21 protein-coding genes are annotated in these 21857 nt (G+C 53.5%); 8 read left to right on the top strand and 13 right to left on the bottom strand.

The annotated features are described in order from the left end of the window. Positions 1-61: 61 nt before the first annotated feature. From P1U71_RS00765 to coxB, 9 genes are all read right to left on the bottom strand, one after another. Positions 62-1564 carry a carboxypeptidase M32 gene (locus tag P1U71_RS00765; RefSeq protein ID WP_301103632.1) on the bottom strand — a complete coding sequence of 501 codons (1503 nt, stop codon included), beginning with the start codon at positions 1562-1564 and terminating at the stop codon, positions 62-64. Between the two features lies 1 nt (position 1565). Then, a complete protein-coding gene (locus tag P1U71_RS00760) occupies positions 1566-2282 on the bottom strand; it encodes an SURF1 family protein (protein ID WP_301103631.1) in 717 nt (238 codons plus the stop codon). A 2-nt stretch (positions 2283-2284) separates the two neighbouring features. Further along, a complete protein-coding gene (locus tag P1U71_RS17940) occupies positions 2285-2641 on the bottom strand; it encodes a DUF983 domain-containing protein (RefSeq protein ID WP_367281091.1) in 357 nt (118 codons plus the stop codon). Positions 2642-2670: 29 nt separating this feature from the next. Next, positions 2671-3480, bottom strand: coding sequence for a cytochrome c oxidase subunit 3 (locus P1U71_RS00750; RefSeq protein ID WP_301103629.1), 810 nt, complete (start codon positions 3478-3480; stop codon positions 2671-2673). A gap of 65 nt (positions 3481-3545) precedes the next feature. Continuing rightward, the gene (locus P1U71_RS00745) at positions 3546-4136 is read right to left on the bottom strand and encodes a cytochrome c oxidase assembly protein (protein WP_301103628.1); all 591 of its coding nucleotides are present in this window, start codon (positions 4134-4136) and stop codon (positions 3546-3548) included. Further along, complete coding sequence (locus P1U71_RS00740; protein WP_301103627.1) at positions 4136-4267, bottom strand: hypothetical protein; 132 nt, start codon at positions 4265-4267, stop codon at positions 4136-4138. The genes P1U71_RS00745 and P1U71_RS00740 overlap by 1 nt, the downstream gene beginning before the upstream one ends. A gap of 1 nt (position 4268) precedes the next feature. Then, on the bottom strand, positions 4269-5159 hold the full coding sequence (gene cyoE / locus P1U71_RS00735) for a heme o synthase (RefSeq protein ID WP_367281090.1): 891 nt from the start codon (positions 5157-5159) through the stop codon (positions 4269-4271). Positions 5160-5207: 48 nt separating this feature from the next. Further along, positions 5208-6812 (bottom strand): cytochrome c oxidase subunit I, encoded by a 1605-nt coding sequence (gene ctaD / locus P1U71_RS00730; protein ID WP_301103625.1) that lies wholly within the window; start codon positions 6810-6812, stop codon positions 5208-5210. Between the two features lie 25 nt (positions 6813-6837). Continuing rightward, a complete protein-coding gene (coxB, locus tag P1U71_RS00725) occupies positions 6838-7689 on the bottom strand; it encodes a cytochrome c oxidase subunit II (protein WP_301103624.1) in 852 nt (283 codons plus the stop codon). A 480-nt stretch (positions 7690-8169) separates the two neighbouring features. Between coxB and tldD the strand changes: the two genes are divergently transcribed. Together tldD and P1U71_RS00715 are read left to right on the top strand one after the other, a co-directional pair. After that, positions 8170-9600, top strand: coding sequence for a metalloprotease TldD (gene tldD / locus P1U71_RS00720; protein ID WP_301103623.1), 1431 nt, complete (start codon positions 8170-8172; stop codon positions 9598-9600). Positions 9601-9847: 247 nt separating this feature from the next. Next, on the top strand, positions 9848-10450 hold the full coding sequence (locus P1U71_RS00715; protein WP_301103622.1) for a hypothetical protein: 603 nt from the start codon (positions 9848-9850) through the stop codon (positions 10448-10450). Here the strand turns inward: P1U71_RS00715 and P1U71_RS00710 are convergent. Together P1U71_RS00710 and P1U71_RS00705 are read right to left on the bottom strand one after the other, a co-directional pair. Continuing rightward, a complete protein-coding gene (locus P1U71_RS00710; protein ID WP_301103621.1) occupies positions 10444-11811 on the bottom strand; it encodes a glutamate--cysteine ligase in 1368 nt (455 codons plus the stop codon). The genes P1U71_RS00715 and P1U71_RS00710 overlap by 7 nt on opposite strands. Positions 11812-11952: 141 nt before the next feature. Then, positions 11953-12693: a 16S rRNA (uracil(1498)-N(3))-methyltransferase gene (locus P1U71_RS00705; RefSeq protein WP_301103620.1), complete on the bottom strand. Its 741-nt coding sequence runs from the start codon at positions 12691-12693 to the stop codon at positions 11953-11955. A 102-nt stretch (positions 12694-12795) separates the two neighbouring features. On the opposite strand from P1U71_RS00705, the gene ubiA reads away from it, so the two are divergent. From ubiA to P1U71_RS00675, 6 genes are all read left to right on the top strand, one after another. Then, a complete protein-coding gene (gene ubiA / locus P1U71_RS00700) occupies positions 12796-13725 on the top strand; it encodes a 4-hydroxybenzoate octaprenyltransferase (RefSeq protein ID WP_301103619.1) in 930 nt (309 codons plus the stop codon). A 77-nt stretch (positions 13726-13802) separates the two neighbouring features. After that, positions 13803-15311, top strand: a complete 1509-nt coding sequence (locus P1U71_RS00695) for a UbiD family decarboxylase (RefSeq protein ID WP_301103618.1) — start codon at positions 13803-13805, stop codon at positions 15309-15311. Between the two features lie 68 nt (positions 15312-15379). Beyond that, complete coding sequence (locus P1U71_RS00690; RefSeq protein ID WP_301103617.1) at positions 15380-16150, top strand: sulfite exporter TauE/SafE family protein; 771 nt, start codon at positions 15380-15382, stop codon at positions 16148-16150. A gap of 61 nt (positions 16151-16211) precedes the next feature. Further along, complete coding sequence (locus P1U71_RS00685) at positions 16212-17567, top strand: TldD/PmbA family protein (protein ID WP_301103616.1); 1356 nt, start codon at positions 16212-16214, stop codon at positions 17565-17567. Further along, the gene (locus P1U71_RS00680; RefSeq protein ID WP_301103615.1) at positions 17564-18367 is read left to right on the top strand and encodes a 3'(2'),5'-bisphosphate nucleotidase CysQ; all 804 of its coding nucleotides are present in this window, start codon (positions 17564-17566) and stop codon (positions 18365-18367) included. The genes P1U71_RS00685 and P1U71_RS00680 overlap by 4 nt, the downstream gene beginning before the upstream one ends. Before the next feature lie 735 nt (positions 18368-19102). Continuing rightward, complete coding sequence (locus tag P1U71_RS00675; RefSeq protein ID WP_301103614.1) at positions 19103-19603, top strand: hypothetical protein; 501 nt, start codon at positions 19103-19105, stop codon at positions 19601-19603. Here the strand turns inward: P1U71_RS00675 and P1U71_RS00670 are convergent. Then, positions 19600-20307, bottom strand: coding sequence for a M23 family metallopeptidase (locus P1U71_RS00670; protein WP_301103613.1), 708 nt, complete (start codon positions 20305-20307; stop codon positions 19600-19602). The two genes, P1U71_RS00675 and P1U71_RS00670, sit on opposite strands and share 4 nt — an antisense overlap. 104 nt (positions 20308-20411) lie before the next feature. Then, on the bottom strand, positions 20412-21851 hold the full coding sequence (gene xseA, locus P1U71_RS00665; protein WP_301103612.1) for an exodeoxyribonuclease VII large subunit: 1440 nt from the start codon (positions 21849-21851) through the stop codon (positions 20412-20414). Between the last annotated feature and the right edge of the window lie 6 nt (positions 21852-21857).

The following is a 21857-nucleotide window of genomic DNA, read 5'->3' as shown; positions in this document are numbered from 1 at the left end:
CATATGCAGTGCCGATGTGCAAGCCCGGATATGCCCGATTACCCCGCTTGCCGACTATTGTTTAGGGCAGGTAGCGATTCCGCAAATGCGCTTTGAATGCATCAGCAGTCAGCGGCGCGCCGGTCGCCAATTGCATAATGCTTTCCATCGATTGTGAGCTGCCGCGTGAATGTATATTCTGGCGCAGCCAATCGAGCAGCGGTGCGAACCGGCCGTTGCGAATCTGATCCGTGAAATCAGGGATCTCCGCTGCGGAAGCTTGATAAATCTGTGCGGCCGCCATCGCGCCCAACGTATAGGTCGGAAAGTAGCCGATGGCCCCGCTTGGCCAGTGGATATCCTGAAGACAGCCGAGCCGGTCATTCGGCGGCGTAATTCCGAGCGTGCTCCGCATCCCGTTAGTCCAGGCCGCAGGCAAATCCTCCACCGGGAGGTCGCCAGATAGCAGCGCCTTCTCCAACCGATAGCGCAGGATAACATGAAGGGGATAGGTCACTTCATCCGCATCAACACGGATAAGTCCCGGTTCAACATTCAAATAAAGCCTCTCAATATTCCCGATATCCCAGGCAGGACCGCTTGCAGAAAAAGCCGCTTTTATCCGGGGCAGCGCATAGGCCAAAAAATCCTGGCTGCGGGAAAGCTGCATTTCAATCAGCAAGGACTGGCTCTCATGGAGTGCCATTCCCCGCGCAGAGCCAACTGGCTGGCTCCGCCATTCCTTGGGGAGCCCCTGCTCGTAGAGGGCATGCCCTGTCTCATGCAGCGTACCCATGAGGCCTTGTGTAAAATCATCCGTCTCATAGCGGGTGGTCAGCCGCACATCATCAGGAATACCGCCGGTAAAGGGGTGGTGGCTGATATCGAGCCGCCCATGATTGAAATCGAACCCAAGAGCCGTCATGAACTCCTGCCCGAGCTGTTTCTGAATTGCCTCGTCAAACGGCCCTTCGGGCGTGATAACCGGCGGCGCATCTTTCCGTTTTTCCAGAACTTCACCGAGGAAGCCCGGCAGGAATGCTTCCAGATCATCGAACAAGGCATCAATGGTCGCCGACGTGCAGCCAGGCTCATACTCTTCAAGAAGCGCATCATAGGGCGAGACATCGAACGCGGCCGACTTGGCATCCGCAATGCGTTGGGTAAGCTGGACAACCTCTTTCAGTGCCGGGACGAGGGACGCGAAGTCATTGTTGAGCCGTGCCTCTCGCCACTGCATTTCGCAACGGGAGGTCGCGTGGGAATGCGCCTCAACCAGTTCCGGGTTAACCGCCGTTGCATGACGCCAGCGATTTCGCATCTCGGCAAGATTTGCGCACTGCCAGTCATTCAGGCCGCTCGCGTCATTTTCGGCCTTATCCAGCAAATCCCCGAAATCGGCGCTGTTCAGCATTTCATGAGACAGCAAGCTAAGAACGGCAAGCTGCTCTGCGCGGGGACCACTTCCGCCAGCTGGCATCATGGCGGCACTGTCCCAATGCAGCATTGCCGCCGCACCCGAAATCGCGGAAAGGCGCGCAAACCGCTTCTCAAGTTCTGAATAGGCCGCTGTCACATTCGACATTTTACGCCTGTGTCGATCTGCCCCGTTTGAGGCCATAGAGGACATAGATGACGATCAGGGCCGCAGCCAGCCCCAGCCAGGTGAAGGCATATTGGATATGATTGTTGGGTAAGGAAACACGCGTCTGCCCACCCCGCGGCAGCCCGCCCGGCACTTCAGCCGCGTCAAGCTCAACAAACACAGGTGCAACCTTGAGATTCAGGTGATCCGCCATGTCCGCAAGCTCACCATAAAGCCAGACATTATCTTCGGCGTTACTCTCGGGCAGAAAGGACCAGGATTTACTCCAGGGCTTTCTCGCCACACCCGTCACCGTTACCTCGCCCGCGATTTGCCCTTCAGGCCGGGTCTTGGCTTCCTTGCTGCTCTCCGGCACCCAACCGCGATTAACGAGAATGATATCCCCTTCATCGGCCCGCTTGAACGGTGTGATTATCTGAAAGCCTGAACGGCCTTTATCTGTGTGGGCGAAAAGATGAATTTCCCCGTCATGGTCAAATTCACCCGTCAGGCTGACCCGCCGGTAATGCCACTCCTCAGGATCAATATCTCCCGCCGGCAAGGCAACAGGCACTGCGGCAAGCTGGCTGTTGATTTGGTCAATCAAATCGATTTTCCAGCTATATCGGTTGACCTGCCAGACGGTCAGGGCCAGCAAAATCAGAACGCAAGGCACTGTAATCAGTGTCGGGAGAAGCCCGGGTGAGAAATTTTTCATGTTCAATAACGCTCTATCTCAGAGCTAGCCTTATGCTTGAACTGCAATGCGATCAAATACGCCTTAAAGGGCCGCAACAGACCGACACTCAGGATCAATATCGTCGGAAGCCAAATGGTCAGCTGCAGCCAGTATGGCGGATGAAACATAAGCTCCATTCCGACGGCAAGGCCGCCGACGATGAAACCGACGATCAAAATAATGAAAACGGCAGGACCATCACCGCTATTAACGGCACTGAAATCCTGCCCACAGGTATCGCAGGCTTCCACTACATCAAGAAAGCCCTTAAAAAGTTTCCCCTTTCCGCATGCCGGGCATTTGCAGGTAAGCCCGGCGCGTAAAGGGGAAACTGGCATGCCATAGGAATAAGGCATAAGGGATCAAATCAGGTCCACTCCGGTCCTGCCCCCCACCAGTAAACGGCGAAGAACAGAAACAGCCAGACGACGTCAACAAAGTGCCAGTACCAGGCGGCCGCTTCAAGACCGAAATGATGAGCCGGTGTGAAATGGCCTTTCATCGCCCGAAGCAGGCAGACCAGCAGGAAGACTGTTCCGATAAAGACATGCGCCCCGTGGAAGCCGGTCGCCATGTAGAAAGTCGAGGGGTAGATCCCGTCAGTGAAGCCAAATGCAGCGTGTGAATATTCGTAAATCTGCACCGCTGTAAAGGAGGCTCCCAGAATAACCGTCAGCAACAAGCCCTGAACAAGGCCCTTACGGTCACCATGCTGGAGCGCGTGATGCGCCCAAGTCACCGTTGTACCGGACAATAGCAGAATAACCGTGTTCAAAAGCGGAATATGCCAGGGATTGAAGGTCAAGATCCCTTCCGGTGGCCAGACACCACCGCCGACTTCACTCGGGAACAATCCCGCCCCAAAATAGGCCCAGAACCAAGCCACGAAAAACATGACCTCGGACGCGATGAACATGATCATCCCGTAGCGCAGACCGAGTTGAACGACCGGCGTGTGGTGCCCTTCATGCTCTCCTTCCTTGACGACATCCTTCCACCAAGTGAAAGCGGTGTAACAAAGAACGACAAAACCAATCACAAATACAGCATAGCCCTTGTCATGCATCCACATAACAGCGCCAATTGCCGATACGAAGGCGGCAATAGACGCAAGAGCCGGCCATGGGCTCGGATCTACCAGATGATAATCATGTTGTTTGGCGTGAGAATCTGCCATTCCTTAACTCCTGCAATTCACCCGGAATGGATCCGGTCTTAAAAGTTACCCTAATCTCTTATTCGTCAATTTACATCAACCGATTTCTGTTCGGATTTCACCGAAACCTCCGTTTCCTCATCATCATCTTCGCTGATAAAGAATGTATAGGAAAGCGTTATTACCGTTACCTCTTTGGCATTCGGATCATTATCGATCTCAGGATCGACAAAGAAAGTAACCGGCATATCGACCCGCTCACCGGGCTGCAACACCTGCTCGGTAAAGCAGAAACAATCAATCTTGGTGAAGTACTGCCCAACTTTTTGCGGCGTCACATTAAACGTCGCCGTTCCCTTGATGGCGCGATTAGTCGGATTGTAGGCTTCATAGAAGGCAAGACCCGTTTCACCAACCTTCATGGTCATCTTGTGCTTCACCGGCTTGAAGTCCCACGGCATTTCGCGGCTGGTATTCGCGTCAAACTCGATGGTTATATCACGGTCCAGAATAACATCGGGTGCGATATCCGCCTGCTGGGTTGTACCGCCATAACCGGTTACCCGGCAGAAAAGATCATAAAGCGGCACTGACGCATAGGCCAATCCGACCATGCCGACAACAACCGATGCCAACACGAGCGCAAGACGAACGGATTTCTTGTTCTGCCCTTCCATCACGCGGACGCCCCACCCGACATTTTCACAATTGTGATCAAATAAAACAGAACGACCAGCGCGATAAGGATACCCCCGACCGCAAAATTACGGATGCGTTGCCGCTTGTTATGTTCTTCGTCCCGTGGCATATCAAATCACCGTCCGGACAAGGCTCTCACCGAGCAATATGGCGAAAAGCAGGAACAGATACAAAAGCGAATAGGCAAAAAGCTGTTTTGCGCTCGCCTCATCCCTGGCCCGCCAAACTTTTAGCGAGAGAAGCAGGAACAACCCGCTCAACAAGGCAGACCCGACCCCGTAAACAATGCCCGCATAGCCGAGGAGATACGGCATCACTGCGACGGGAAAGAGAAGCGCGCTGTAGAGTACAATCTGCCGACGGGTTACATCCCGGCCAGCAACGACCGGCAGCATTGGCACACCAGCCTTCGCATAGTCAATATCGCGCCAAAGCGACAGCGCCCAAAAATGCGGCGGCGTCCACATGAAAATAATGGCGAACAATACAAGGGATTCAGCGCTGACATCTCCGGTTACAGCCGCCCAGCCGATCATCGGCGGAAAAGCACCCGCCGCCCCACCGATAACAATGTTCTGCGGCGTCCGGCGTTTCAGCCACATGGTATAGACAAAAACATAGAAACCGATAGTAAGCGCCAGCAAAGCCGCTGCAACATAATTTACCGCAAGGCCCATCAGAACGATGGAAGCCACCGACAGCACCGTGCCGAAGGCCAATGCCTCATTCGCGCTGACGCGGCCGGACGGGATCGGGCGTTCTTTCGTCCGCTCCATCACCGCATCGATATCCGCGTCATACCACATATTAATCGCACCGGAGGCCCCGGCACCGACTGCGATACAAAGAAGCGCCGTAAAGGCCAGCACCGGATGAATGTTTCCAGGTGCGACGGCAAGCCCCACCAGCCCCGTAAACACGACAAGCGACATCACCCGGGGTTTCAGCAGGGCGAAGTAATCGCTAACCCGTGTCAGGTCTGAACTGACTCGGGTTTCAATCGTATCCTTTATAAGGCTTGTGTCGGACACTCCTGGCTCCTTCAACCCTTATTTGATAACCGGCAGTTCATTGAACTGATGGAAAGGTGGCGGAGACGGCAAGGTCCACTCCAGTGTCGTCGCCCCTTCACCCCATGGATTGCCTGCGGCCTGCTCTTTGCGAACGAAGGCATGCACAACCGTGACCAGGAAGATCAGAACGCCAACAGCCGATACGTAGGAACCGTAAGATGAAATGGCGTTGAAGCCAGCGAAGGCATCCGGATAGTCCGGAATACGCCGTGGCATGCCAGCGAGCCCCAGGAAATGCATCGGGAAGAAAATCATGTTCACACCGATGAAAGTCACCCAAAAATGAAGATGCGCCAGCTTTTCCGAATAGGTATAGCCGGTGATCTTGCCGAACCAGTAGTAGAAGCCGGCAAAGATCGCGAACACAGCACCCAAGCTCAGAACATAGTGGAAATGGGCCACCACATAATATGTGTCATGCAGCGCAACGTCGAGGCCTGCATTGGCCAAAACCACGCCCGTTACACCGCCAACGGTAAAGAGAAAGATAAAACCAAGCGCCCAGACCATCGGTGGCTTGAACTCAATTGAGCCCCCCCACATCGTCGCGATCCAGGAGAAAATCTTGACACCTGTCGGCACCGCAATCACCAAAGTCGCGACAAGGAAGTATGCACGTGTGTCCACGTTCATACCGACCGTATACATATGATGGGCCCAGACGATGAAACCAACGGCACCAATCGCAACCATCGCGTAGGCCATCCCGAGATAGCCGAAGACGGGCTTGCGAGAGAAGGTCGACACAATCTGGCTGATGATCCCGAAACCGGGCAGAATTAGAATATACACTTCAGGATGACCGAAGAACCAGAAGAGATGCTGGAACAGGATCGGGTCACCGCCGCCCTCTGGCGCGAAGAAAGTCGAGCCGAAGTTACGGTCCGTCAGGAGCATGGTAATACCGCCCGCGAGAACCGGCAGAGAGAGCAGCAGCAAGAAGGCCGTTACAAGAACGGACCAAACGAAAAGCGGCATCTTATGCATTGTCATGCCCGGCGCGCGCATGTTGAAAATCGTCGTGATAAAGTTGATCGCACCAAGAATCGACGATGCACCGGCCAAATGAAGGCTGAGGATCGCGAAATCGACTGCCATGCCCGGATGGCCAACGTTCGAGGAAAGCGGCGGATACATGGTCCAGCCACCGCCAACGCCATTGTTACCCGCAGGGCCCTCAACGAAGATTGAGATAAGCAACAGGCCAAACGCAGGCGGCAACAACCAGAAAGAGATGTTGTTCATGCGCGGGAAGGCCATATCCGGCGCCCCGATCATCAATGGCACAATCCAGTTCCCAAATCCGCCGATCATTGCCGGCATAACCATGAAGAAGATCATGATCAGGCCATGGCCCGTGACCAGAACGTTGAAGAAATGAAAATTGCCGTTCAGGAACTGATCGCCCGGCATTTGCAATTCCGCCCGAATATAAACGGACATTGCGCCACCGATGATCCCGGCGATAATCGCAAAAATAAGATACATCGATCCGATATCTTTGTGATTGGTCGAATAGACCCACCGCTTCCAACCTGATGGAGTGTGTTCGTCGTGAGCGGCTGCTGAACCGTAAGCCATAATGTCGTGCCTCTCTCTAGCCTGTTTACTCTGCGCTTGTAGACGTAATCTGGGCGAATTTGATCGCCGGGGTTCCGTCACTTGCAAATTCTTTTTTGGCTTCAACAAGCCATTTTGCGTAATCTTCCTTGCTGACCGCCTTGATCATAATCGGCATAAAGCCATGGCGCGCACCGCATAGTTCCGAGCATTGCCCGTAATACATGCCTTCGTTCTCGATCCGCAGCCAGGTTTCATTCAGACGACCCGGCACGGCATCCATCTTCACACCGAAGGCCGGCATTGCCCAGGAATGGAGGACATCCTCAGCCGTGACAAGAACGCGGATATTTGTCTCCACCGGAAGGACGATCGCATTGTCCGTTGCCAGAAGGCGCGGCTGCCCAGGTTTAAGCTCATCCTTTTCAAGCATCACGGCTTCAAAGGCGAGCCCTTCTTCATCCATATATTCATAGCCCCAATACCACTGATACCCAATGGCTTTCAGGGTCATGTCCGGCGTTTCAATCCGATCCCCGTAGTAGAGCAGTTTCAATGACGGGATCATGATGACGATCAGAATCATGATCGGAACGACCGTCCAGATAATTTCGATAAATGTGTTATGGGATGTTTTGGACGGGTTGGGATTTGCCCGCTTGTTAAAGCGCAGGATCACATAAACCAGCAAAACCAACACGAACACGGTAATCGCGCTGATAATCCACAGCAGCATATTATGGAATATATGCTGCTCTGCGGCGACCGGTGAAAATGCCTGTTGAAACGTCGTTTGCCATGGTGCGGGTTGCCCCTGCTCCGCGGCGGCAGTTCCCATCGTCAATACCGTGCCTGCAATTACGGCCATAAATGCGACAAGATTTCTTACCATACCCATCTTCACTTCCCGTTTGTGATCACATGTCTAACTAACTTAGCCCGAAACGAAAAACAGTATACCCTCGCAGGGCCAAATTTTGGACAGATTTTTTGATTTATACTCGGCTCATAACGGCAAATCAAAAAGCTTTCCACTCGATTGCGCGGGAAACTACACCACCGATGTGGTTTATAACAAGTCTAAGACTGCAGTAATTCAAAATTCGGCATCACTTTTTTTTGCGCCCGAAGCATATGAATGAGAATATTATCAATATATTTCAATAAGTTATATAGAATTCTCCGGCGCAATCCGCAATACCCCTCCCCTCTGACACGACAAGCATATTGTGACATTTTGTCACACTGGGGAACGCTGCTAAGGGCGGAGGCAATTAGAATCTTTCAAATCAGCAATTACCCTCTCTCGACATTCACCCTCAAAAGACACATATTCACCTGTAGTAAACATAGCCGCCCATCGACCGGAGCATTTTTAATGACTGATATTTCGACTGCCAACGATCTTTTCTTCCTGCCAACCGGCATGGATCGGGGGGCTGTGGAGAGACAGGTCTCAAAAGCCCTCGCGAAGGCGGATGACGGCGAGCTGTTTCTGGAATACCGCCAGTCAGAAGGGTTTTCCTTCGACGACGGGCGGCTTAAAAGCGCCAGCTTCGATACAACGCAGGGCTTTGGCCTCAGGGCCGTAGTTGGCGAGGCAACCGGCTTCGCCCATGCCTCCGACCTGAGTGAAGAAGCCATTAAAAATGCGGCTAAAACGGTGGAGGCCGTACAAACCGGCAAAGGCGGTACTATGGCGTTGCCGCCGGCGGGATCCAACCGCGCCCTGTATAGCGATGACAATCCCTTAAGTGAAATTCCGTTCGATGCAAAGGTGAAAGCGCTTTCCGAAATAGACGCCTATGCGCGTGGAAAAGACAGCAAGGTTGTTCAGGTTTCTGTTTCTCTGGCGGGCTCCTGGCAGGGGATTGAAATAATCCGCAGTGGCGGCGAACGCGCAGGCGATATCCGACCGCTGGTCCGGCTTAATGTCTCTGTCGTTGTTGAAAAGGACGGCAGGCGCGAGTCCGGCTCCCACGGAATGGGCGGACGCACCGGCTATGATTTTTATCTTGAAGAAGGCACCTGGAAATCTGCGGTCGACGAAGCCTACCGTCAAGCCATGGTCAACCTTGACTCCGTCGCTGCCCCGGCTGGCGAAATGGATGTTGTCCTTGGGCCCGGTTGGCCGGGCATCATCCTGCATGAGGCTATCGGCCATGGTCTTGAAGGTGACTTCAACCGCAAGAAAACCTCTGTCTTTTCCAACCTGATGGGTGAGCGGGTCGCCGCGCCAGGCGTCACCGTCGTTGATGATGGCACAATCACAGACCGGCGCGGGTCGCTCAGTATTGACGATGAAGGCACCGCGACGAGCAATACGACGCTGATTGAGGACGGCATCCTGGTCGGTTATATGCAGGACCGTCAGAACGCCCGCCTTATGGGCGTTGAGCCAACCGGCAATGGACGCCGTGAAAGCTATGCCCACCTTCCCATGCCGCGCATGACCAACACCTACATGCTGGGTGGCGATAAAGATCCTGGCGAAATTGTTAAATCAGTGAAGAAAGGTATTTATACGGCCAATTTTGGCGGCGGACAGGTCGATATCACATCGGGCAAATTTGTCTTTTCCTGCACGGAAGCCTACCTCATTGAAGATGGTAAGATCACGGCTCCGGTCAAGGGCGCAACCCTGATCGGCACAGGAAGCGAGGCGCTCAAAAAAGTGAAGGCGATCGGTAATGACATGGCGCTTGATAGCGGTATCGGCACCTGCGGAAAAGCCGGGCAAAGCGTTCCTGTCGGCGTTGGTCAGCCGACCATGCTGATTGAAGGACTGACTGTTGGCGGGACCGCGTAAAATACATCTCCTATGTGGCCATATCCGCCAATTCCTGCTGTTATATATAAGCTTGTCGGTGACGCTGACCACGTTGGGAGCGCCCGTTGCCGACGCCGGTGAACAAAACTGGCTCCCCCCGGGAAGCACGACCGAGTTGCGGCGTGATCCGCCACCCGAATTTATCAGGAAAGGGACGATCCGGGACGAAAAATGGCTCTATGGGCGCCTTCTGTTTCGAAGCCCGTCCCTTCTTGGAGAAAAGGCGGTGCGGATCGGCCTTTCCTGCAATAGCTGCCACCCCAACGGACATGTGAATACTGAGTTCTATATCAATGGGCTGTCGGATCGACCCGGGCGGATTGATGTAACCCATCGTTTCTGGCAAGCAGGGTTTGAGGACAAAATGTCCAATCCGATTGATATTCCATCCTTGCGCGGGGTCCGGGAGACAGCGCCTTATGGGACTATCAATATATTTCCCGATCTACATGCCTTTACAAGACATGTCATTGTGACCGAATTTGCAGGACCTTCCCCTACGCCAGAAAAGATGGAGGCCCTCGTCGCTTATCTTAATTCAATTGGAAATAATGGGTTAGACGAAGATCAGAGCATTGTACAGACAAGCACGGACATGTCTTATTTATCGCTCCTCCGCGCGCCACTTGAAGACAAGGGCGAAGCAAAGCTCAATGAATTGATTGATTTAATCAGAAGTGATTTAGGCCGTCGCGCCAATATGCCAAATGCGAAAGGAGACACTCTCCGTCGCACTGTAACAGGTTTAAAGGAGATAAATGAGAAAGCCGCCGCGAAGGATTTCACGGCGGCTCTCATGATTTATCAAGAACTGATGGCTCGTCAGTAAGCATATTCCGTAAATACCGGATCGATATCTTCGTTCCAGGCGCTGTGATAACGCTCCAGCATTTCTTCCGCCGGTGTTTTCTTCATTTTCACAATCGTCTTCAATGCGTTCAGGAAATGGCTTTCATCCTCGCCAAAGCTATCCATTCGTTTTCGCGCCTTCAGGCCCGATGACGCGATATCCAGCACCTCTGCGGAAAGTTCCTGCATAGTCCGTCCATCCGGCGTCTTGGTCGCGAGGGCGTGGGTAATCACCTCCTCGCGGATACGCTGGCGATCTTCCGCCGTCCAGTCCTTGACCAGGTCCCAGGCAGCATCCAGTGCGGTATCATCATAGAGAAGGCCGACCCAGAACGCGGGAAGCGCGCACAGTCGCCGCCATGGCCCACCGTCCGCCCCGCGCATTTCAAGGAAGCGCTTCATCCGAACTTCTGGGAACAGCGTCGTCAGGTGATTATCCCAATCGACAAGGTTCGGCTTTTCGCCTGGCAGGCCCGGCAGCTTGCCCGCCAGAAAATCACGGAATGACTGCCCACTTACGTCGATATAATCTCCGTCGCGATAGACAAAATACATCGGTACATCGAGGGCATAGTCAACATACCGCTCGAACGAGAAACCATCCTCAAACACAAAGGGGATCATGCCCGTCCGGTCCGGATCGGTGTCAGTCCAGATATAGCTTCGGTGACTGAGGTGCCCATTGGGCTGCCCTTCGGTGAAGGGTGAGTTCGCGAACAAAGCCGTCGCCAGCGGCTGCAATGCAAGGCTGGTGCGGAATTTTTTGACCATGTCCGCTTCCGACGCATAGTCAAGATTGACCTGCACCGTACAGGACCGAAACATCATATCCAGACCATGCTGGCCCCGGGTCGGCATGTATCTTTTCATAATCTGGTAGCGCCCTTTGGGCATGATCGGCGTTTCTTCTCGTGTCCATTTCGGGCTGAAGCCTAGGCCAAGAAAGCCGACCCCCATTTCGTCGCCAACTTCACGGACCTGGGCGAGATGAGTATGGACCTCACTACATGTTTCATGAAGATTTTCGACCGCCGCACCGGAAAGTTCCAATTGCCCGCCCGGCTCCAGACTGATGGAGCATCCCTCTTTCGAGAGGGCAATGACATTGTCCCCCTCAAAGTCAGGTTGCCAACCGAAGCGCTGCAACCCTTCCAGCATCGCTTGAATGCCCTTGGGTCCTTCATAGGTCAGCGGTTCGTGGGTATCGAGTGTAAAGCCGAATTTTTCGTGTTCCGTGCCAATACGCCATTTATCGCGTGGCTTACATCCACTCGCGGCAAAATCTACCAATTGGGCTTTGTCGGTAATTTCTATAGCGTCGCCTTTGGAAGGTCCGGACATGTATTCCCCTCATTTTATGATGGCCGGGCAACGCGCCCATGGTCCGGCCTTTAAGCTTGACTTAAAGAATTGCACTGCCTGCTTCAAGCCTAAAATACTATTTTTGTCGAATGATCACATTTTGCACGGCACAAGGAGAGCCTAGTTCCAATCCCCATGAAAGGCCTGCAACAACGAAAGGCATGCAATTACAGCGGTTTCCGCCCGCAAAATCCGCGGGCCCAGAGAAATCGCGTGAGTATTCGGTCGAGCTGAAATCAAATCGATTTCCTCATCTGTAAAACCACCTTCCGGTCCGGTGACAATCGCCCATTTTTTCGAAGGCGCCAGCTGCGAGAAAACTTCTTTCGCACTATTTCCGGTCAGTCTTTCGTTGCAGAAAACCATTGTCCGCTCAGGCTCCAGCGCCGTCAGTGCCTGCTCCAGCTTGATAAGACCATGTACAGTCGGCAAGTTGAGACGCTCACATTGCTCAGCGGCCTCCAGCGCCTGCAGCGCCATCTTGTCTTCCCGCAATCGCTCCGTATTTGTGCGCTGGGTCTGAACAGGCTGGAGGCTGGCAACGCCGAGCTCGGTTGCTTTCTGTATAATCAATCCGGTCTGGATTTTCTTGACCGGCGCAAACAGCAGCTCGATGTCTGGTTCCTCGATTTGCGACCGGAGTTGTTCTGTGACATGCACAAGGCAGTGATTTTTATGTACTTCCTGCAGTTGGCCGAGCCATTCCCCGTCGCGTCCATTAAAGAGCGCAACATTATCTCCTTCCCGGCAGCGCATTACTGTCGCGACATAGTGGGATTGGTTTTTATCAAGAACCACCCCCAGATCGGTGCCCAGATCGCTTGGAACATAAAGACGGAGGGAATATGGTTTCGGAAACATAAGGTGATTAGCTCTTTGAAATAAGTTGGAAGATAATTTGTTGCGATTCATATCAATTAATGCCATCCCCGTCACCTCTAGTTAGATCAGGACTGTTTTGATATGCAACGCCCCGACAGGATCATCGATGACGCCAGCAAGCAAAACTGGGTGGACCTTTATGCACCGGAGGGCCTCCAGCCCTATATGAAACTCTCCCGGCTTGATCGGCCGATCGGGACTTGGCTGTTGCTCCTCCCCTGCCTCTGGTCCCTCGCGCTTGCCGCGCCTGCGAGCGAACTGCCAAACATTTGGTACTTTATCCTGTTCAGCATCGGGGCGCTTGTTATGCGCGGTGCGGGCTGTACCCTGAATGATATTGCCGACAGGGATTTCGACGGCAAGGTAGAACGCACAAAAAAACGCCCGATCCCGAGCGGACAGGTCACGCTTTTTCAAGCCATTTTCTGGCTGGGCCTGCAATGCCTGATCGGGTTACTGATCCTGCTGCAGTTCAACCTCTTCGCGATCCTTCTGGGCGCAGCAAGCCTCATTCTCGTGGCCATCTATCCCTTTGCCAAGCGCTTCACCTACTGGCCGCAGTTCTTTCTGGGACTCGCCTTTAACTACGGCGCATTACTTGGCTGGGCGGCGGTAAAAGGCAGTCTCGAGGTAGCCCCGATCATTATGTATCTTGGTGGCATTGCCTGGACGCTCGGCTATGACACCATATACGCCCATCAGGACAAGGAAGATGATGTCCTGATCGGCGTTAAATCGACAGCGCTGAAGTTTGGCGCGGGTACTACGCGCTGGCTGATGGGATTCTACGTGGCAATCTTCGCCGCGCTCCTCCTCAGCGGGTATATTGTCGGCTTGACCCTTCCTTTTTATATTCTGATGGCGGGCGCAGGCGCTCACCTTGTCTGGCAAATCCGCTCTCTCGATATCGATAACGCCGATCTCTGCCTGATTCTTTTCAAGTCCAACAAGATATTCGGTCTGATCGTGCTTGCCGCGATCATTGCCGGGAAATTCCCCCTGCCCTGGTAGGAAATGCTTTTGCTTTACGGCAAAGGGTGAACTCGGGCATAGTCGCCGGGGTGCAGATAACAATGGAATAGGTAAAAATGGCGTACGGGTCACTCCGGGATTTTATTGCACAACTTGAAGCAGACAAGAAGCTCGTCAGGGTGCAGGAGCCGGTGTCAACCGATCTTGAAATGACCGAGATTCAGACCCGTCTTCTGGCAGAAGGGGGACCTGCTGTCCTGTTCGAAAACCCGGTTAATGAGAAGGGCGAGAAAGCCTCGATGCCCGTCCTCGTCAACCTGTTCGGCACCGTTGACCGGGTGGCCATGGGGATGAACCGGACGCCCGAAGAACTCCGCGAAGTAGGGGAAACCCTCGCTTTTCTGCGACAGCCAGAACCGCCAGAAGGCATTCGTGAGGCAGTTGGGATGTTGCCGGTTCTAAAGACCGTGATGAGCATGCGGCCAAAAACCGTGAAGAATGCAGCCTGTCAGGAAGTGGTGCTGACCGGAGACCAAATTGATCTAGACAAACTGCCCATCCAGACCTGCTGGCCGGGGGAACCTGCGCCGCTGATCACCTGGCCGCTGGTGGTGACGAAGGGCCCTGGCGACGGCAAGACCGATGATTTCAATCTCGGCATCTACCGGATGCAGAAGCTAGGCAAGGACAAGACCCTGATGCGCTGGCTCAAGCATCGCGGCGGGGCACAGCATCATGCCCGTTGGGGCAAGGAAAAAGCCGAACCCCTTCCCGTTGCTGTCGTTATTGGCGCAGATCCCGGCACCATTCTCGCTGCCGTGACGCCAATCCCGGATAATCTGTCTGAATACCAGTTTGCCGGCCTGCTGCGTGGGGGGAAAGTCGAGCTGGTCGACTGCAAGACAGTCCCGCTTAAAGTCCCGGCGAGCGCCGAAATTATCCTGGAGGGGCATGTCTCGCTCGATGACTATGGTGATGAAGGGCCCTATGGCGACCATACTGGTTATTACAATTCGGTCGAGGGCTTTCCGGTGTTCACCATTTCCGCCATCACCATGCGGGAGAAGCCGATCTATCTTTCAACCTTCACCGGCCGACCGCCGGATGAGCCAAGTGTGCTGGGGGAAGCGCTAAATGAGCTGTTCATTCCCCTGATCCAGCAGCAGTTTCCGGAGATTACCGATTTCTGGCTTCCGCCCGAGGGCTGCAGCTACCGGATTGCCGTTATTTCCATGAAGAAGGCCTATCCCGGCCACGCGAAGCGCGTGATGATGGGAGCCTGGTCCTATCTCAGGCAATTCATGTACACGAAATTCCTCATTATCGTGGACGACGATATTGACGCCCGTGACTGGAAAGATGTGATGTGGGCCGTCTCGACCAGAATGGACCCTGTGCGCGATATTACGACCATTGAGAATACACCAATCGACTATCTCGATTTTGCCTCCCCTGAACCGAGCCTCGGCGGGAAAATTGGCCTCGACGCGACGAACAAGTTACCGCCCGAGACCAAGCGCGAATGGGGCAAGCAAATCCGGATGGATGACACTGTAATCGAAAAGGTCGATCACCTCTGGGAGAGTCTCGGCCTTCCCGGCAGCGGAAAATCAATCTGGAAATAATGTCCGCATCGACTGTATCCTTCTGAATAATAATAACAAGCGCACATCGCCGCTGCGGGAAAGTATGTATGACGTTTATTGCCGATCCAGTTTTCTATCTTATTGCCGTTCCTGTGGTTCTGCTGATCGGGATATCGAAGGGGGGATTTGCGGGATCACTGGGGCTCTTGAGTGTGCCGCTGCTGTCATTGTTGATATCTCCGGTCCAGGCAGCAGCGATTATCCTGCCGATCCTCTGCGTGATGGATATATTTGGCCTGCTGGCTTACCGGCGGACGGCGGACTGGCGGAATCTCGGTTACCTCTTACCCGGGGCCTTTATAGGGATTCTGATCGGCTATCTGCTTTTCAGTTACCTGAGCGCAGATTTTATTAAAATCCTGCTGGGCGTTATCTGCGTCGTGTTCACACTCAATCACTATATTCGCAAGGTTCCCGCCGATCATAAGGTCAAGGCCAGCCTCTCCCGTGGCTCCTTCTGGGGAGCTATCGCCGGGTTTACGAGCTTTGTCGCCCATGCGGGCGGGCCGCCACTGCAGTTTTACATGCTGCCGCAGAAGCTCGACAAGACGCTTTATGTCGGCACGTCCGTCTGGTTTTTCTTCGCCATAAACTATGTGAAGCTCATCCCCTATGGCCTGCTCGGGCAGTTTTCCATTGAGAACATCGGAACATCACTTGTCCTGTTACCGCTCGCGCCGCTCGGTATCTGGATGGGCGTCAAGGCTCATAAAATGGTTTCAGAGGTCCTCTTTTATCGTATCGCCTATGTGCTGGTGTTGTTAATTGGCGGAAAGCTGCTCTGGGATGGCCTTACGGGAATGAATTTGCTTTTCTGATTCCATTTTCGGCCCCCGCCACCTATGTATGGTGGGTTATTATTTTTCAGTCAGGGTGTCTATGTCCAAACAAACAGCTGATGAGCAGAATTCACTCAGTATCCTCGATGATCTTATTGCTATTGCCCGGCGGAAGGGCGCTGAGGCCGCGGATGCCGTCCGCATTCAGGGAACGTCGGTCAATGTCTCCGTCCGTCAGGGAGAAACTGAAGAGATCGAACGGTCCGAGGCGCATGATCTCGGCCTTCGGGTGTTGATCGGCAAGCAACAAGCCTTTGTTTCCTCCAACGATACGAAACCGGAACTGCTGGAAGAGCTCGTGGACCGGGCTCTCGCGATGGCGCGAAACATCCCGGAGGATGAATTTTGCGGCCTCGCCAATCCTGACCTTCTGGCGAAGGACACGCTGGCCCTTGACCTTTATGACGAAACAACGCTCACGCCGGACGATCTTGTCGCTATTGCAAAGGAGGCTGAAGACGCTGCCCTTGGTGTCGAAGGCGTCACTAATTCGGAAGGGGGCGGCGCCTCAACAGGAAGTGCCTCAATCGCGTTGGCCACCTCAGGCGGCTTCAGGGGAGCTTATAGCTCCAGCAGTTTTTCCGTCAGCGCGTCCGTGATCGCCGGTGAAGGCCAGGGGATGGAGCGCGACTATGATTATGACAGCCGCCATTATTATACTGATATGCGCTCGCCTTCGGAGATTGGCAAAATTGCCGGGGAACGTGCAGTCAAACTTCTTAATCCACGGAAAATGCCGAGCGGGCAATTCCCTGTTGTCTACAGCAACCGAGTGTCGGGGAGTATTCTCGGGCATTTTTCAGGTGCCATTTCCGGGGCATCCGTCGCGCGCGGGACCAGCTTTTTGAAAGATCAGATGGGGGGGCAGATTTTTTCTGAGCATATCAATGTCATTGATGATCCCCACAGATCGAGGGGACCCGCTTCGAAGCCATTCGATGGCGAAGGCGTCGCAAACCGCCGGCTGGATTTGATCCAGGAAGGCATGTTGCAGTGCTGGATCCTCAACAGTGCGTCCGCTAAGCAACTCGGCCTTGAAACGAATGGCAGGGCAACGCGCGGCACAGCCTCCCCGCCGGGTTCCGGGACAACCAACCTTTATATGGAGGCCGGGGCAAGTTCCCTTGAAGAAATAATCTCTGACATTAAGTCGGGCCTTTATGTCACCAGCCTTATCGGTTTCGGGGTGAATGGCATCACGGGAGACTACAGCCGTGGGGCGTCGGGCTTCTGGATTGAGGACGGCAAGATCGCCTTCCCGGTTTCCGAACTCACCATTGCGGGCAATCTGAAGGATATGTTCCTGAACCTCACGCCCGCAGATGATCTGGAGTTCCGTCAAGGCACTAACGCCCCGAGCCTGCGTATTGACGGGATGATGGTTGCGGGTACATGACGACTGAATTTGACACTGATTTCGCTCTGCTCTCCCACACCATGCAGGAGGCAGGAAATATTGCCCGACGATATTTCAAGAATACTCTGAAAAGCTGGGAGAAAAAGCCGGGTGATCCGGTGAGTGAGGCGGATCTCGCCCTCGATACCCATTTTAAGGAGAAGCTGCTGGCCGCGCGACCGGATTATGGCTGGCTCTCCGAAGAGACAGCGGATGATCGCGCGCGTCTTGAAAAATCGAGAGTGTGGATCGTCGATCCGATTGACGGCACACGCTCGTTCATTGCCGGAAAACCGGAATTTACGATCTGCGCCGCCCTTGTGGAAGACGGAAAGCCGGTTCTCGGGATTGTTTACAATCCCATATTGGAGGAGCTTTATGAGGCGGTGCGCGGCGAAGGTGCCAAGCTGAATGGCGAAACCATTACCTGCAGTAAGAAATCCGATCTGCTGAACGCCAAGCTAATCGCAAGCCGCAAATCCTTCGAATGGCACGGCTGGCTCGATACGGTCAAGGGCGCGACATTCAGCCATGTGAATTCCATTGCCTACCGGATGGTGAAGGTTGCCTCAAAGGAAGTACATGCGTCCCTGTCCCTGACGCAAAAAAGCGACTGGGATATTGCCGCCGCAGATATCATCCTTTCCGAAGCCGGCGGGATTACAACCACCACAACCGGAGACAAGCTTGTCTATAACAGGAAATCTGTCAATCAACGGAACGTCATCTCATCGGGCCTCCATTTCCATCCGAAGCTTATGACGCTGTTGGAAACCTTCGGGACCGCCAAATCATTTTGACGTGTGATCATACTATTCAACTTAGTGGAAATCGAGAAACGGTTGCAAATTCAGATTGCGCTGACTAATTTACGTTTATCAATTTGACAAATCGGGGTGATCCGCAATGACTTTCTTTTCGCGTGCAATTTTGACTGTAATCCTTTTGTCTGCGTCTCTGATGGTCAGTGGCTGCAGCGATACCTGGCAAGGCGTAAAAGAGGACACAAGCAAGAATATGAACAAAGCGGGCGATGCCGTCATTAAGGCGGGCGAGAAGATAAAGTCTGAATAATTGGATTTTCAGCATCACCGGTTTGATGAGTTGCGTGATGTTCATTGCAAGGCCTCTACTAATTTTCCGCATCAGGCAATCGTCTGATTCGCATAAATTTTACGACATTGCCGCACTGCACAAAAAATAAGCTGAATTCGGATCGAATTAACCATATTTATTAACCATGCCTCCCTGAAAAGAGCCGCACGCTCTTGACATTTTCGTGAATAGTCTGGCCTTCATCACCAGAGGAAAGGGCGTCTAACTCTTTAATTTTGTTATATTTTTACCTGTTTTCGCCACAAATTGGCCATGCTTTTGCCATGACATCCCTGATTTCTCATTAATTGACGGAATAAGGTCTGCTTCACTACAATTTAGCCATCGCCGGACTAGGGGCATATTCTGGGGCGATTTCTTTCACAAAAAGTACTGATTTCACGATCCCTGAGAGATATCGATCTCCGATAGAGGAAAATATGAAATCGTGGGTTAAAACTCTTTTTTGCGCTGTGGGTGTTCTTCTGTACGCGTCGACTATTGAAGCGGCACCGCTCCACGGGGACTACGGACCAGAGCCGCAGCAAAGAGGCGCGAAATGGTTTTCAGAATTATATCAACAGCAGAATGTAGAAATCCCGACAGCATTCGCAAGCGAGAAATTTCGCAGTATTTCGCAAGGGAAAACTGTATCTCTTTCCTTCAGTAAAGAAGACGGCGACCCCCTCGGCCTGTTTTCATCGGGTCCTTTTGGCACCGGCGACCAGTTTTACAAAAAATGGGTCGGGTTCCTGTTTGGCATCTACTCTCTTGACGTTGAGGAGGAAGGCAACCCTATCCCGATCTCTGCTCAATCAACATCCGTAATTCCGCTACCGGCTGGCTTCTTTCTCTTTATCGGTGGCCTTGGGGGTATCCTACTTCTTGGCTGGCTAAAAAGGCGCGCCAAGGTCGCCAGAAAAGGGACGTTTGCAGCCTAGTTTTGTGGCATGGCACCCAGCAGTAACTCAGGATCAAGCCGCTCGGAAAACCAGTTAAGCCGCCAATCGAGATGCGGGCCAGTCGCCCGACCCGTCGCGCCGATTTCACCGATCTTTTCTCCCTGCCGAACGAACTGCCCGGATATTACATTGAGCTTACTGAGATGGGAATAGACCGACACCAGTCCGTACCCATGATCAATCATGACGGTGCCGCCGGTGTAGTATAAATCCTCCTCCGCCATCTGAACCAGCCCGTCAGTGGACGCAACCACCGCTGTGCCTTCCGGGGCAGCGATATCCACGCCAAAATGGGGACGCTTGGGGATATCGTTTAAAACCCGCTGGCTTCCATAGACGCCACTCACCCGGCCTAGCGCTGGCCATTGCCACCCGGAAAGAAACCATTCATTCTTTGTCTCAACAGATCGAATGCGAGCAATTTCGCCATTCTCCTTCATGATACGAGCCAAAAACTCGGCGCTTGGCGTCACCTTGGACGGTGGCAAACCATTAATCCGCTCGATCTTATACTCCCGCTTCGCGATATTGAGCGGCCTCTCTTCCTCGCTCTCATCCGAATAACGAATTTTGAGTATCGCCGTTGATTTGAAATCACGCCCAAAACCAAACAGGAAACGTCCGGAGGGTGCGACTGCCACCCGCTTATCATCGAACAAAACCACCGCGTCTGGTTCCGTCATCCCTATAATAAGGCCGCCCTGAGTGAAGTTGCCTTGCAAGCTGGTCCTGTCCGCATATGCGTTTACGGAAAGTAAAAAAACGGCGAAAAATATAAACACACACCTCATAGAAGGCTTCCCTGTTTTGGCTCACTTTTTTTCTTTTGAACCTTTTTGGATGCCCGGCCCGGCGATGTGCCTCCCCCTGCCCCGGAAAATGCCGCCGTTGCCTTGCCGTCCGCAAACTCGACCTCTACAGCGCGGCCTGGTGTTGCCCCCTCAACTGAGGAAATCGGCTTGCCCGCCTCGTCCCAGACGATGCTGTATCCGCGTTTCAACACCCGCCGGAAGGAAAGGCTTTCCAGCAACCGAGTTGTTGCGCCCAGCCGCTCTTCGGCGCGCTCCCGCTTTATGGCAATATTCCGCGCCATCTGGCGATCGATCAGGGTCAGCTTCTCACCATATTGCGTCAAGGACCGTTCCAGAAGCTGCGGGCGAAGCTTTGCGGCTGCGCCACTGAATTGCTGTCCCTTGAAGTTCAGGTTGCTCGAAACTGACTGCCGAAGGCGACTTTCCAGATGGTCGAGATGCTGGACTTTCTCGGCGATCAGCGATGCAGGATCGCGCAAGCCGCGCGAGAGTCCTACAAGCCGTTCACGCTTGTCCGTGATCGATCGGTTCAGGCTCCTCTTGATACGGCGCTCCTGATCCTCCACATAGGTAATCAGTTCGGACCGAACCGGGACGGCAATCTCCGCTGCCGCTGTTGGCGTCGGCGCGCGCTTGTCGGAGGCAAAATCAATCAGGGTTGTATCTGTCTCATGCCCCACAGCAGAGATAAGCGGAATGACACTTTCGGCGGCCGCGCGCACCACCTCTTCCTCATTGAAGGCCCATAAGTCCTCCAGACTGCCGCCGCCGCGCGCAACAATCAGAAGATCAGGACGCGGGATGTCCCCCTCTGCAGGAAGGGCATTGAAGCCCCGAATGGCGCTTGCAATCTGACCCGCCGCTGTCTCCCCCTGCACCAGCACCGGCCAGAGCAATACATGGGTCGGGAACCTGTCGCGAAGACGATGAAGGATATCACGGATAACCGCCCCGGTCGGGGAGGTAACAACACCAATTACCTGTGGAAGATAAGGAAGTTCCTTTTTGCGCGATGGATCGAACAGGCCTTCCGCCGCGAGCTTTTTCTTCCGCTCCTCCAGCAGGGCCATCAAGGCGCCAACGCCCGCCGGTTCCATTATTTCGATTACAATTTGATACTTAGAACGAGCAGGATAAGTTGTTAGTTTACCGGTGCAAACTACTTCAAGGCCTTCCTCCGGTCGAAAACTAAGTTTCTGAGCAGCCCCCTTCCATATGATACCGTCGATGACTGCTTTTTCATCCTTCAATGTCAAGTAGACATGACCTGAGTTCGCGCGAGTAATTCCTGAAATTTCTGCACGAACGCGGACATGGCCAAATACGTCCTCAACTGTACGCTTGAGCGCGCCGCTCAACTCCGAAACAGTATATTCATGGATATTGGAGGATCCTGTATTCCGATTATCTGACACGATTTT

Source organism: Sneathiella sp., assembly GCF_029233945.1.
GTDB lineage: Bacteria > Pseudomonadota > Alphaproteobacteria > Sneathiellales > Sneathiellaceae > Sneathiella.
This window is presented reverse-complemented; position numbering and strand designations above follow the sequence as displayed.

Excerpts from the sequence above, each read along its gene's own strand:
- P1U71_RS00765 (WP_301103632.1), bottom strand. The coding sequence starts at position 1,564 with ATGTCGAATGTGACAGCGGCCTATTCAGAACTTGAGAAGCGGTTTGCG.
- P1U71_RS00760 (WP_301103631.1), bottom strand. The coding sequence starts at position 2,282 with ATGAAAAATTTCTCACCCGGGCTTCTCCCGACACTGATTACAGTGCCT.
- P1U71_RS17940 (WP_367281091.1), bottom strand. The coding sequence starts at position 2,641 with ATGCCAGTTTCCCCTTTACGCGCCGGGCTTACCTGCAAATGCCCGGCA.
- P1U71_RS00750 (WP_301103629.1), bottom strand. The coding sequence starts at position 3,480 with ATGGCAGATTCTCACGCCAAACAACATGATTATCATCTGGTAGATCCG.
- P1U71_RS00745 (WP_301103628.1), bottom strand. The coding sequence starts at position 4,136 with ATGGAAGGGCAGAACAAGAAATCCGTTCGTCTTGCGCTCGTGTTGGCA.
- P1U71_RS00740 (WP_301103627.1), bottom strand. The coding sequence starts at position 4,267 with ATGCCACGGGACGAAGAACATAACAAGCGGCAACGCATCCGTAATTTT.
- ctaD (WP_301103625.1), bottom strand. The coding sequence starts at position 6,812 with ATGGCTTACGGTTCAGCAGCCGCTCACGACGAACACACTCCATCAGGT.
- coxB (WP_301103624.1), bottom strand. The coding sequence starts at position 7,689 with ATGGGTATGGTAAGAAATCTTGTCGCATTTATGGCCGTAATTGCAGGC.
- tldD (WP_301103623.1), top strand. The coding sequence starts at position 8,170 with ATGACTGATATTTCGACTGCCAACGATCTTTTCTTCCTGCCAACCGGC.
- P1U71_RS00710 (WP_301103621.1), bottom strand. The coding sequence starts at position 11,811 with ATGTCCGGACCTTCCAAAGGCGACGCTATAGAAATTACCGACAAAGCC.
- P1U71_RS00705 (WP_301103620.1), bottom strand. The coding sequence starts at position 12,693 with ATGTTTCCGAAACCATATTCCCTCCGTCTTTATGTTCCAAGCGATCTG.
- ubiA (WP_301103619.1), top strand. The coding sequence starts at position 12,796 with ATGCAACGCCCCGACAGGATCATCGATGACGCCAGCAAGCAAAACTGG.
- P1U71_RS00695 (WP_301103618.1), top strand. The coding sequence starts at position 13,803 with ATGGCGTACGGGTCACTCCGGGATTTTATTGCACAACTTGAAGCAGAC.
- P1U71_RS00690 (WP_301103617.1), top strand. The coding sequence starts at position 15,380 with ATGACGTTTATTGCCGATCCAGTTTTCTATCTTATTGCCGTTCCTGTG.
- P1U71_RS00685 (WP_301103616.1), top strand. The coding sequence starts at position 16,212 with ATGTCCAAACAAACAGCTGATGAGCAGAATTCACTCAGTATCCTCGAT.
- P1U71_RS00680 (WP_301103615.1), top strand. The coding sequence starts at position 17,564 with ATGACGACTGAATTTGACACTGATTTCGCTCTGCTCTCCCACACCATG.
- P1U71_RS00675 (WP_301103614.1), top strand. The coding sequence starts at position 19,103 with ATGAAATCGTGGGTTAAAACTCTTTTTTGCGCTGTGGGTGTTCTTCTG.
- P1U71_RS00670 (WP_301103613.1), bottom strand. The coding sequence starts at position 20,307 with ATGACGGAACCAGACGCGGTGGTTTTGTTCGATGATAAGCGGGTGGCA.